At 72.5% G+C, this 12,259-nt stretch carries 9 protein-coding genes; 4 read left to right on the top strand and 5 right to left on the bottom strand.

Annotation, left to right across the window (positions count from 1 at the left end; genetic code table 11):
- Both ABZ449_RS32100 and ABZ449_RS32095 read left to right on the top strand, forming a co-directional pair.
- Positions 1-645 (top strand): thiamine pyrophosphate-dependent enzyme (locus ABZ449_RS32100; protein WP_360353191.1); only part of this gene is annotated, 645 nt, incomplete at its 5' end.
- A 92-nt stretch (positions 646-737) separates the two neighbouring features.
- Complete coding sequence (locus ABZ449_RS32095) at positions 738-1,640, top strand: UbiA family prenyltransferase (RefSeq protein ID WP_360353189.1); 903 nt, start codon at positions 738-740, stop codon at positions 1,638-1,640.
- A 14-nt stretch (positions 1,641-1,654) separates the two neighbouring features.
- On the opposite strand, the gene ABZ449_RS32090 is transcribed toward ABZ449_RS32095, so the two are convergent.
- From ABZ449_RS32090 to ABZ449_RS32070, 5 genes are all read right to left on the bottom strand, one after another.
- On the bottom strand, positions 1,655-2,302 hold the full coding sequence (locus ABZ449_RS32090) for a response regulator transcription factor (protein WP_360353187.1): 648 nt from the start codon (positions 2,300-2,302) through the stop codon (positions 1,655-1,657).
- The gene (locus tag ABZ449_RS32085; RefSeq protein ID WP_360353185.1) at positions 2,299-3,402 is read right to left on the bottom strand and encodes an ATP-binding protein; all 1,104 of its coding nucleotides are present in this window, start codon (positions 3,400-3,402) and stop codon (positions 2,299-2,301) included. Before ABZ449_RS32085 ends, ABZ449_RS32090 begins: the two co-directional genes overlap by 4 nt.
- A gap of 218 nt (positions 3,403-3,620) precedes the next feature.
- Positions 3,621-4,550 (bottom strand): MBL fold metallo-hydrolase, encoded by a 930-nt coding sequence (locus ABZ449_RS32080; protein ID WP_360353183.1) that lies wholly within the window; start codon positions 4,548-4,550, stop codon positions 3,621-3,623.
- Positions 4,551-5,301: 751 nt separating this feature from the next.
- Positions 5,302-6,003 carry a response regulator transcription factor gene (locus tag ABZ449_RS32075; RefSeq protein WP_360353181.1) on the bottom strand — a complete coding sequence of 234 codons (702 nt, stop codon included), beginning with the start codon at positions 6,001-6,003 and terminating at the stop codon, positions 5,302-5,304.
- Entirely contained in the window at positions 5,975-7,069 is a 1,095-nt protein-coding gene (locus ABZ449_RS32070) for a sensor histidine kinase (RefSeq protein ID WP_360353179.1), read from the bottom strand. Before ABZ449_RS32070 ends, ABZ449_RS32075 begins: the two co-directional genes overlap by 29 nt.
- A 521-nt stretch (positions 7,070-7,590) precedes the next feature.
- Here ABZ449_RS32070 and ABZ449_RS32065 point away from each other — a divergent pair.
- On the top strand, positions 7,591-9,408 hold the full coding sequence (locus ABZ449_RS32065; RefSeq protein ID WP_360353178.1) for a 2-isopropylmalate synthase: 1,818 nt from the start codon (positions 7,591-7,593) through the stop codon (positions 9,406-9,408).
- A gap of 81 nt (positions 9,409-9,489) precedes the next feature.
- Positions 9,490-12,234: an AAA family ATPase gene (locus ABZ449_RS32060; RefSeq protein WP_360353176.1), complete on the top strand. Its 2,745-nt coding sequence runs from the start codon at positions 9,490-9,492 to the stop codon at positions 12,232-12,234.
- Positions 12,235-12,259: the final 25 nt, after the last annotated feature.

Below are 12,259 nucleotides of genomic sequence, written 5' to 3'. Positions count from 1 at the left end.
TACGGCCTCACCAAGGGCCAGTACTCGCCCACCAGCGAGGTCGGGAAGATCACCAAGTCCACCCCGATGGGATCCCTGGACGCACCGTTCAACCCGCTGTCCCTGGCGATCGGCGCGGAGGCGAGCTTCGTCGCGCGCACGATCGACTCCGACCGCCAACACCTCCAGTCAGTACTGCGCGCGGCCGCGGAACACGAGGGCACGGCGCTGGTGGAGATCTACCAGAACTGCAACATCTTCAACGACGGCGCGTTCGAGGTCCTGAAGGACCCGGACAGCCGGGACGAGGCGCTGATCCGGCTGGAGCACGGCCAGCCGGTGCGCTTCGGCACCGACCTGGCCAGCGGCGTCTTCCGCGGCCCGGACGGCGAGTTGTACACCGCCCCGGTCACCGCCGACAACGAGGCACGGGTCCTGGTCCACGACGCCCACGCGGCCAACCCCACCACCGCCTTCGCACTCTCCCGCATCGCCGACGCCGACACCCTCCACCACACCCCGATCGGCGTCCTGCGCAGCATCCGACGCCCGGTCTACGACGAACTGATGGCGGACCAGCTCACCACCGCCACCGACCAACACGGCCAAGGCGACCTGGCTACACTGCTCACGGGCAAGGACACCTGGACGGTTCAGGACTCCTGATGAGCCAAGCGACCAGGACGCACGCGCCGGCGACCGTCGTGGGTGAGGGCTCGGTCCTGAGCCCCCACCCCCACGACCCCGAGGTTCGTGTCATGACCGCACTACCGCTCACCGCCGCTCCCGCCGACCGGGGCCTCCTGTCGGTGGCCCGCCACTGTCTGGTCGAGTCCCGACCGGTCGTCCAGGTCGTCTTCCTGATGCGGTTCCTGGTCGGTGTCGTCTGCGGGGTGGTCGGCGCCGACGACTGGTCGTGGAGCGGCGTGCTGCTCGGTGGGCTGGCCATGACCTGCGCGGTCATGGCGGCCTACCTGCTGAACGGCGTGATGGACATCGCCGAGGACCGGGCGAACGGCTCGCGGCGCCCGATCGCCCGCGGTGCCCTGCCCGTCCGGACGGCGGTCGCCGGCGTGTGGGTCCTGTCCGGTGCCGCCCTGGGGCTGTCGATCCTGGTGCCGGGGGAGTTCTGGTTCATCGTGCTCTCCCTCTTCCTGGGGTACGCCTACTCGGTGCCGCCGCTGGCCGCGAAGCGGCGCACCGCGACCAGCGCGGCCGCGGTGATCACGATGGGGGCCTCCAGCTACCTGTCCGGCGCGGTCTCCGCCGGCGGCGGGATAGCGGAGGAGCCCCTGGTGTTCTGCGGCCTGCTGGCCCTGTGGATGGGGTTCGTGGGTGCCGTCACCAAGGACCTCGGCGACATCGCCGGCGACCGGGAGGCGGGCCGCCGCACCATCGCCGTGGTGTACGGCGAGCGGGCGGCCCGGCTGTTCGCCGCGGCCTCGGCCGTCGTTCTGGGCACGGCCGGGCTGCTGCTCGGGCTGCACACCGAACCCGTGCTGCTGGCGGGCGCGCTGCCGCTGGCGCTCGGGGCCGGCTGGGTCGCGGTGCGCTGCCTGTGGCCGGACACGGACCAGGCCCGCGGCCCGTACCGGGCGTTCATGGTCACCCAGTACGCGGCGAACGCGGGCCTGGCCCTCGGTCTGCTGGTCGGGAAGTGATTCCGATCCGCTGCTCACCGACCGATCAGTCGCGCGGACTGGGCCTTGTTGACGGCGTCGAGCCGGGTGGTCGCTTCCAGCTTGGCGAAGATGTTCCGAAGGTGCCGCTTGACCGTGCCCTCGGTGATGCCGAGCCGGCGCCCGATCTGCCGGTTGCTCATGGCCTCGGCCACACAGGTGAGCACCTCCAGTTCGCGCGAGGTGAGGAGGTTCTGCGCGTCGGGCTGATCGGCCGGGAGCGGTGGTCGCGGGGCGGTGGTCCGCTGCGGGGTGAACAGTGTGGTGCCCCCGGCGACGGCGCTGCGCACCGCGGCGAGCAGCACCTCCCGGGTGGCCGACTTGTGGAGGTAGCCGAAGGCTCCCTCGGAGAGCAGGGCGTGGACGAGATCGCCGTCGTCGTGCATGGTCAGGACGACGACGCGGGTGTCCGGGACGGCCGTCCTGAGCTGCCGCACGGTCTCGATCGGCCCGGGTCCGGGCATCTCCAGATCGAGCAGGATGACGTCGGGCCGCAGCTCGATCGCCTGTTGGACGGTCATCGGGCCGTCGCCGGCCTCGCCCACCACGGTGATGTCGGACTCACGGGTCAGCAGGTTGCACAGGGCGGTTCGGAGCAGGACGTGGTCGTCGGCCGCGAGGACGCGGACCTGGGTTTCAGTCATGAAATGTATTCACCGGATCGGTCGACCGCCGACAAAGGTATTCGGAACTCGATCCTGGTGCCCCTTCCGTTGATGTTGGTGACCGACAGGGTGCCGCCCATGGCGGTGGTCCGCTCGCGCATGGAGACCATGCCGTTGCCGCTCTGGAACTTCGCCGCGGACAGGTCGATGCCCTTGCCGTTGTCGGTGACCCGGGTGTCGAGCACGCCGTCGCCGAGGTTCACCTCGACCTCGATGCGGGTGGCCCCCGAGTGCCGGTAGGCGTTGCGCAGGCATTCCCGGATGATCAGGAAGACCTCGTCGTGCTGGAGCGCGGTCAGCTCCGCGGTGCCGCCCTCGACGTGGATGTCCACCACCGTCCCGGTCGGGCAGGACAGTTCGACGTAGTCCAGCAGCCGCTTGTGGAAGCTGGTGCGGCTGCGCGGCGCGCGCAGACCGTTCACCAGCTCGCGGACGAACCCGAAGGTGTCCTGGAGCGCGGCCTTGGCCTCCTCGATCCGGGCGGGGCCGGGTTCGGGATCGTCGGCCTCCGCCTCGTGGAGTTCGAGCAGACGCATGGCCAGGCCGAGGCTGCTGCCGATCCGGTCGTGGATCTCCCGGGCCAGCCGGGCCCGCTCGGCGGAGTTGATCCGGTTGACCCCGCGCATCAGGAAGGCGTCGTAGCCGATCAGGGCCGCCTGGACCCGGCTGTGGACGCTCTGGTGCAGGGCCCGCACCGCGCGCCGGGTCCGGACGAGCGCCACGTCGTCCGGCAGGCAGGCCATCAGTTCCGGCAGTGCGTCGAGGACGACGTCGGTGAGGATCTGGGCGGCCCGGAGGGACTCCATGGCCGGGATGTGCTGGAGCGCGCGACGGGCGCCGAGCTCCAACGACGAGAACTCGGCGTCGAATTGCTCGGGGAGTTCGGCCCGGGGACCGTGGATGGCCCTTATGCAGTCGGCGATGATCTCACGGGCCTGCTGCTCGCACTCCGGCCACACGGTCTCCTCGAGGACCAGGAGACTGCCGGCAGCGCGCAATGCCTCCGCGTAGGACGCGATGGCCGAGTCGACGACCTTCTCCAGCCCGCAGGGATCGGACGTCGAGACCTTGGCAACCACTCTGCTTCCCCCCATTCGTCCACGACCGACGCTCCGCTTGCCCCGGCCACGACCGACCATGCAGCGTCGATCATATGCACAATGACGTCGCTGTCTGTCAACTGGGTGTAACGGATACGGGCATTTGATGACGGAGGGCGTCCGCTCGGATCGCGGACGAACCACCTCTGAGGGCGGATGACTTCACAGTGTGACGGCGGAGCTGCGCCCCGTAGTCGTCACGCTCCGGAGTCGAGCGCCTCCCATCGGCGGTGCGAACCGTCCGTGACCACGCGGCCGAACAGTACGTCGGCGAAGTGGCCGCCGAAGCCCAGTGTGTCCGGAGCGGACAGCTCCCGGAGGATCCGCAGCCGGGAGTCCACCGAGACGTCCCTGGCGGAGTCCACCAGGACCCGCCACTCCGGACGCTCCACCTGCACGGCGCTGTGCAGGGCGTCTCCGATGACGACGAGCCGCCGCCCGCCGGACGAGATGATGTACGAGGTGTGGCCGAGCGTGTGGCCGGGAGTGTTCCAGGCCCTGACGCCCGGGAAGATCTCCTGGCCGTCCATCGCGCCGACCGCGTTCTCCTGCAGGTGTCGAGCGGCGGCGGCGGACGGCGCGCCGTGCCAACCCCGCCACTCCGTCGCGGAGGTGACGAACCGTGCGGAGCCGAAGAGCAGCCCCGATCCGGTGGTGTCGGGGGCGAAGGCCCAGCCCACGTGGTCCTCGTGGAGATGGGTGAACGCCACGGTGTCGATGGCTTCGGGTGCCAGGCCGTGCGCGGCCAGGCCCGCCGGCAGCCGTCCCCCCTCCTCCGCACCGAGGAAGGGGTAGCTGTCGGCCGGTGCCGTGCGGCGCGGCCCGTAGCCGGTGTCGATCAGCAGTGCCCGGCCCCGGTGTTCGACCAGCAGGCTGCCGACCGAGGCGACCAGGTAGCCCTCCCGGTCGAGGTGCTCGGCATGCCGCTGCCAGTCGCCACCGCCGGTCTCCGGGAACCAGGCGCGCGGGATCAACTGGACGAATCCGTCCGGAAGATAGGTCAACCGGTGCTCGCCGAATTCGAGCGTACGGGTGGGGGAGATACGGCGGAGCCGCTCGCCCCTGTCCACCTCCGTTGCCGTCGGGGACTGGGCTGAATGCTGCGAGTACGGCGCGTCTTCGACCACGTCGCTCACGGTAGACGGATTGCCACCCACATTCAACGTTCCGCGACTGCGGCGGCGGTCACATGCCGGCGGTGACCTGCCCGCCGCACGGTGGCGCTTCGTCAACCCACGGCGCTGCGTGGGAGACGAGGGGTCGGGACGTCGAACGGGCCGCGTGGAAGCTCGTCGGGCCGGCCTCGCGGTGGTCGGGTTTCCTGCTGGATCGAGGCCTCCTCCGAAGGGCGGGCGGTCCGGGCGGTGCGCCCTCCGTCCGCTCGCCGGAAGCACTTTGACGGATCGAAGGACTGATGCCGCGTCATCGGGGAGGATTTGTTCGCGAATTCGCCCGGCGAAAAGGAAAGCAGGGTGCGACGGGATGGGAACAACAGATTCCGGCCCGAACTTGATGAACGACGGAAACGGCTCAAGTCCTCCCGGTCGAATTCGCCGTGAGCCGGTGCGTCGAATCCGTCGGCCGACCCGAAGCCGGTGCCGGAACCGCCGTTCCGGCGAATACCGCGCGTTGGCACCGGTTTTGCCCATCGGGGGGGCTGCCTTGACCCCGCTCGGGTAGGGGTGCCGACGTGCAGGGGCGGTAGGTGGTCGGCAGGGGTTGAGGCCCCGGCCGGCCGCGGCGAGGCTGGGATCCGGGCCCGATCGCGACGGGGTGCGGGGACGTCGAGGCGGGCGGTGGCGGATGGGTGCGGGGCAGGGCGGGAGGGGGCCGCGCCCGGCGCGCTGTCCGAGCCGGGCCGGGACGCCGGTGCGCGGCTCAGCCCGCGCGGTAGCGGTGGTGCGCCTGGTCGTGCGGAGGGGAGATCAGCGAGGCGGCGATCGCCTTGTTGACCGCGTCGATCCGGGAGACCGCGCCCAGCTTGGCGAAGACGTTGCGCAGGTGGCGCTTGACGGTGGCCTCGGAGATCACCAGCCGGGTGGAGATCTGGCCGTTGCTCAGCGCCCGTGCGACCAGCTCGAGGATCTCCGACTCCCGGGCCGACAGCACGTTCTCCGTGATGCCCTGCATCTGGGCCAGGCTGTCGCGGGAGACCGCCAGGACCATCCGGTCCGAGCCGCGGTGGACGCCGCGGATCGCCGCGAGCAGCTCCTCGCCGCACACGCTCTTCAGCAGGTAGCCCCGGATGCCGGCGTTGATGAGCCGCCGCAGCAGCTGCGGGCCGTCGTGCATGGACAGCATGACGATCTGCGAGGACGGCGACAGCGCCCGCATCCTGGTCACCGTGTCGGTGGGTTCGCCGTCGGGGAGCTCGACGTCCAGCAGGACGACGTCCGGCCGGTGCCGGGCGACCTGGGCGATGGCGTCGCCGCTGGTGGCGGCCTCGCTCACCACCACCATGTCGTCCTGCGACTCCAGGATCTCGCGCACCCCTTCGCGGACCAGCGCGTGGTCGTCGACCAGGGCGACGCGGGTGACGGCGGCCACGGGGTCAGCAGCTCTGGCGTCGCGCGGGTTCATCGAGGAGCCGTCCTTTGAGAGGTATCGAGAGATCCACCCTGGTGCCGTTGCTCGGACGGCCGTTGACCAGCAGCCGGCCGCCGAGCAGTTCGGCCCGTTCGCGCATCGAGGACAGCCCGACGCCGGCGTCGACCGGCCGCTCCCGCGGCAGGCCGCAGCCGTCGTCCTCCACCGATGCCCGGAGCTCGTTGGGGGTGATCTCGACGTTCACCAGCAGCACGCTGGCCCCGGCGTGGCGCAGGACGTTGCGGACGCCCTCGCGGAGGATCAGGAACACCTCGTCGAGGGCCTCGGGCGAGGCCCAGTCCTCGTTCCCGTTCACCCGGAGCCGGACCGAGACGTCCTCGGCCCCCAGCGACTCCAGGTCGTTGAGCAGCGCCGTCTCCAGGCTCCTCGGCGGCTGCTGGGTGTGGAGGTCGGAGGTGACCGCGCGCAGGTGGTGCATCGACTCCTGGATGGCCTGCTGGGCGGTGGCCAGCTTGACGCTCGCCCGGTCCGGCTGCTTGTCCAGGTACATCCGGTAGAGCTCCAGCTGGCGGTGGGTCACGCTCATCCCGTACCCGATCCGGTCGTGGAGCTCGCGGGCGATCCGGCGCCGTTCGTCGAGCTGCGCCTCGTGGATCTTGTCGACGAGTAACCCGGTGTAGGCGGCCACCGACTCGCGGATGCGCAGGGTGATGCTGCGCTGCAGCGCCAGCGTGATCAGGGTGAAGGTGTCGACCTGCCGGTCCTCCTGGGGCAGGAGGCCGAAGATGGTGGAGAGCGCCGCGTGGAAGAGGACCGAGGAGGCCTGGACGGACTCCCGCGGGTGGACGCCGTTCGCCGCCCGCGTCGCGCCGATGTCCCAGGCCAGCAGCTTGTACCTCTGGTCCACCTCGACCTGCCCCACACGCAGGCTGTTGACCACGTCGGCGATGATCTGCGTGGCGTTGGCCAGGGCCTGGCTCAGGGAGACCGGGTGCTGTGCGATGACGTTGCCGGCCGCCCGCAGTTCGGTCTCGTAGGCCGCGAGTATCTCGGGCGTGCGTTGTTCGATCAGGTCCGCCACCTGTTGGCGAGTCGTCAAGGCTGCCTTCTCCAAACCGGTCACGTGCCGGCCCCCGTGTCGCCTTGGCCAAGCGGGGTCAAGATACCAGAACGTGGTGGAAATTCGAGGGCTTCAACATGACCCCTTAACGACTCCCTCACTGGTTGAGCGTGCTCGAATCTTCAACCAACTCGACTAAGTCAACGGCCCGGTCGGAATGGTGGGGTCGGGGGTGAATTGGGCGGCGCGCCGCGATCCGCTCCATCGGGCGGTCCTCGCCCCGCAGCGGTACCGGGTGCGCGCCGCGGGTGGCACCGGTGGTGGTGGGGAGTGACCCCGGGTGGTCCCGGGTGGTCCCGGGGTGGACCGGCCACTACTCCCTTCGATACCCCCTGGTGATCCCTCCGGCGTGTTTGGACCGACTACGGACCTTGGACCGTTGTCCGGGGCTCCGACGGCTCTCTAGCGTGACGATGACGGGGCGTCCGCTTTCGACCCGGTACTTCCCGCATGTCCGCAACAACGACAGTACTTCCTGCATGTCCGCAACAAGAACGGTTGTGAGGAACCAGACAGTGAAGGCCGACCGGCTGCCCGGGCGCTACCGGGCGTTCGTTCCGATGACCCTGCCCGACCGCACCTGGCCGGACCGGACCCTCACGGCGCCGCCGCGCTGGCTCTCCACGGACCTGCGGGACGGGAACCAGGCGCTGGCCCGCCCGATGACGCCGGCCCGCAAGCTCGCCATGTTCGACCTCCTGGTGGACCTGGGGTACCGGGAGATCGAGGTCGGCTTCCCGGTCGCGAGCCAGGACGAGCACGACTTCGTCAGGATGCTGATCGAACAGGACCGGATCCCCGACGACGTCCGCGTCTCGGTCCTGGTGCCGGCCCGCGACGAGCTGATCGAACGGACCGTGGAGAGCCTGCGCGGCGCCCGCAGCGCCACCGTCCACGTGTACAACGCGACCGCGCCGCTCTTCCGCGACCTCGTCCTCGGGATCAGCCGGCAGGAGTGCGTCGACCTCGCCCTGCGCGGCACCCGGTCGATGATGCGGCACACCGAGCGGCTGCTGGCCGGCTGCGAGGTCGGCTACCAGTACTCCCCGGAGCTGTTCAACGAGACCGAGCCGGAGTTCGCGGTCGAGGTCTGCGAGGCGGTGATGGACCTCTGGGAGCCCGGCCCGGGCCGCGAGATCGTGCTGAACTTCCCTGCCACGGTGGAGCGTTCGACGCCGAACGTGTTCGCGGACCAGATCGAGTGGCTGGACCGCAACCTCTCCCGCCGCGAGTACCGCTGCCTCTCGGTCCACCCGCACAACGACCGGGGCACCGGGGTGGCCGCCACCGAGCTGGCGCTGCTGGCCGGGGCGCGGCGGGTCGAGGGCTGCCTGTTCGGCGGCGGGGAACGGGCCGGCAACGTCTGCCTGGTCACCCTCGGACTCAACCTGCTGACCCAGGGCATCGACCCGGGCATCGACTTCTCCGACCTCGACCGGATCCGCCGCACCGTCGAGCACTGCTCCGGGCTGCCGGTCCCGCCCCGCCACCCCTACGGCGGCGAACTGGTCCACACCGCCTTCTCCGGCTCGCACCAGGACGCCATCAAGAAGGGCTTCGCAGCGCTGGAGGCCGAGGCCCGCGCCGCCGGCGAGAGCCCGCGCGACCGCGCCTGGCGGATGCCGTACCTGCCGATCGACCCGCAGGACCTCGGCCGCGGCTACGAGGCGGTGGTACGGGTGAACAGCCAGTCCGGCAAGGGCGGCGTGGCCTACGTCATGAGCGCCCGGCACGGCCTGGACCTGCCGCGCGGGCTGCAGATCGAGTTCGCCCGCGTGGTGCAGTCGGCCGCCGACGCCACCGGCGCCGAGATCGCCCCCGACCGGATCGGCCGGCTCTTCGAGCAGGAGTACCGCTCCACCGCGGACGACACCAAGCCGCTCGCCGTCCGCGACGCGCCCGTCCTCACCGACCTGTTCATCGACGGCGCCGGCCCCGCCAGCGCGGACGGCGCGGCCCGCGCGCGGGAGGTGGACAGCCTCGGCGCGACCCTGGCGCCGTGGGGCGTCGAGGTGCGGGACGTCCGGCACACCGGGCCCGGGGGCAAGTCGCCGGACGCGGGACGGGAGGCCGCCGTCTACGCGCGCTGCCTCCTCCCCGGCGGGCCGGCCTGGGGCTTCGGCCGCGGCCCCGGCCTGCACGCCGCCGCGTTCTCCGCGATCCGGGCCGCCGCCGCCCGGGCCGAACGCGGCACGGCCGAACGCGAGCCGGGTGGCCACGACCCGGCCGAGCACGGCCGTACCGGACAACCCGCCAGGGCCGAACCCGCCCGGGCCCGAGTCCCGGGCCCCGGCCCGGCCTCCGTCGAGCACCGCTGAGCACCGCCGAACACCACCGAGCAGGACCGGGCACCGAGCCGGTCCCCCCTCCCATGGACGTACGAGAAGAGAGTCGGAGCAATGAAGCTGGTCGAACGCGATGAGCAACTGGCCTTCCTGGCCGGTCTGCTGGCCGAGGCGGTCGGGGGCAGGGGACGGATCGCCGTGGTGAACGGCCCGGCGGCCGCCGGTACGAGCGCGCTGCTGGACGAGTTCGTCGAGCAGGCGGCCGAGGCGGGCGTGCTGCCGCTGACCGCGGTGGGATCGGCGGACGAGACCGGCCTGCCGCTCGGCGTGCTGGGCCAGCTGCTGCGCGGGGCGCCGGTGCCGGCCGAGCAGCGGGCCGCCGTCCGCGAGTTGCTCGCCGCCGGCGCGGAGGGGCGGCAGTCGGCCGTCCGGGAGCTGAGCGCGCTGCTGCTCGACCTGGCCGAGCGCCGGCCGCTCGCCCTGGTGGTGGACGACGTCCAGCACGCCGACCCGGACTCGCTGGCCTGCCTCTCCCACCTGACCCGCCGGCTGGGCCGCTCCCGGATCATGGCCGTCCTCGGCCGCTGCGGCCAGGCCGCCCACCGCACCGCCGAGTTCCACCGGGAGCTGCTGCGCCGCCCCGGCTGCCACAGCCTGGCCCTGCCGCTGCTCACCCCCGACGGGGTGGACCGGCTGGTCGCCGCGCGCCTTGGCCGGGAGGCCGCCGACCGGCTCGCCGCCGAGTGCCACCGGATCAGCGGCGGCAACCCGCTGCTGCTCACCGCCCTGCTCGACGACCAGTCGGCGGCGGCGCGGGCCGGCGCCGCCGAGGGCGGGCCGGTCGTCGCCGGCGGCTACGGGCGGGCGGTGCGCAACCTGCTGCACCGCGGCGCCCCCGGGCTGCTCCCGCTCGCCCAGGCCCTCGCCGTGCTCGGCGCCCCGGAGCGGGTCGGCCGGCTGCTCGGCCTGGACGGCACGGAGGCGGAGCGCGGGCTGCGCGAGCTGGCGGAGTGCGGCCTGCTGGACGAGGGCGGGTTCCGTCACCGGGCCGCGCGGGCCGCCGTCCTCGACGACACCGGCTCCGAGCGCAGGTCCGAGCTGCACGGCCGGGCCGCCGGACTGCTGCACGCGAGCGGGGCCGCCGTGGCGGTGACGGCCGAACACCTGCTGGCCTCGGGGCGGGTCGAGGAGGCCTGGACCGTCCCGGTGCTGGAGGAGGCCGCGATGGCGGCGCTGGCCGAGGGCCGGGTCGGCCAGGCCGTCGAGTACCTGCGGCTGGCGTGCCGGGTCTGTGAGGACGGGCCCCGGCTGGCGCGGATCAGGACGGCCCTGGTCCGCGCCGAGTGGCGGATCAACCCGAGCGTGCCGACCCCGCACCTCGCCGAGCTCACCGAGGCCCTGCACCGCGGCCACCTGCGTCCCAGCGACGGCCTGGTGCTCGCCAAGGCCCTGCTGTGGCACGGCCGTTTCGAGGACGCCAGGGACGTGCTGTCCAGGCTCGACCTGGAGAACGGTCCGCACGACCCGGAGACGGCGGCCGAGCTGCGGACCACCCGGCCGTGGCTGCGCTGCTGGTACGCGCCGTTCCTGGACCTCGTGCCGTCCGCCGCGGAGGAGCCGGGCCCGCTCCCGGGGCCGTCCACCGCACACGGCTGGCGGCTGGAGGCGGCCACCGCGCTGGACTCGGTGCTCAGCCGGGGGCCGTCCGAGCAGGTGGTCGCCGAGGCCGAGCGGATCCTGCGCACCTCCCGGCTGGACGAGATGGGGATGGACACCGTCGAGTCGGCGCTGCTGGCGCTGACCTACGGCGAGCGGGCGGACCGGGCCGCGCCCTGGTGCGACGGCCTGATCGAGGAGGCGATCTCCCGCCAGTCCCCTGGCCGCCAGGCCCGGCTGGCGACCATCCGGGCCGAGATCAGCCTGCGGCAGGGCGACCTGCCCGGCGCCGAGCGGCACGCCCGGCAGGCACTGGAGATCATCCCGGCCGGCGGCTGGGGCGTGGCGGTCGGCGGTTCGCTGGCCAGCCTGCTGACGGCGCTGACCGCGATGGGCCGCTACGAGGAGGCGGCCGACGGGCTCAACCTGCCCGTCCCGGAGGCGATGCTGCAGAGCCGCCACGGCCTCCACTACCTCCAGGCCCGCGGCCGCTACCGGCTGGCCACCGGCCATCTGAACGCGGCGCTCGCGGACTTCCTGGCCTGCGGCGACCTGATGGGCCGGTGGGGACTGGACGTGCCCGGCCTGATCGCCTGGCGCGGTGACGCCGCGGAGGCGATGCTCCAGCTGGGCGACCGGGACGAGGCCCGGCGCCTGCTGGAGGAGCAGCTCGCGATGTCCGGCCAGTCCGTGTCACGGGCGAAGGGCGTGGCGCTGCGCCAGTTCGCGGCCACCTGCGACCTGCGCCAGCGCCCGGCCCCGCTGCGCAAGGCCGCGGACATCCTGCAGGAGGCCGGCGACCGGTACGAGCTGGCCCGGGCACTCGCCGACCTGGCCAGGACGTACCACGACACGGGCGAGCTGCGCCGGGCCAGGCTCACCGCCCGCCGTGCCTGGATGCTGGCCGAGGAGTGCCGGGCGCAGCCGCTCACCCGGCTGCTGGGCGTGGAGTTCGGCTGGAGCGGCGGCGACCAGTCGGCCCGGGAGAGCGCCCCGGCCACGCCCGACGGGGTGCTCAGCGACGCCGAGTGCAGGGTCGCCGAGCTGGCCTCGCACGGCTACACCAACCGGGAGATCGCCAAGCGGCTGTACGTGACGGTCAGCACCGTGGAGCAGCACCTGACCCGCGCCTACCGGAAGTTGAGGGTCAGCTCCAGGGTCGACCTGCCCACGGCGATGAGCTCGCTGACCCGGGCCGGCTGACCCCCGAGGGGCCGGGCAGGGGGCC

The organism is Kitasatospora sp. NPDC005856, from assembly GCF_040629945.1.
Classification (GTDB): Bacteria; Actinomycetota; Actinomycetes; order Streptomycetales; family Streptomycetaceae; genus Kitasatospora.
This window is presented reverse-complemented; position numbering and strand designations above follow the sequence as displayed.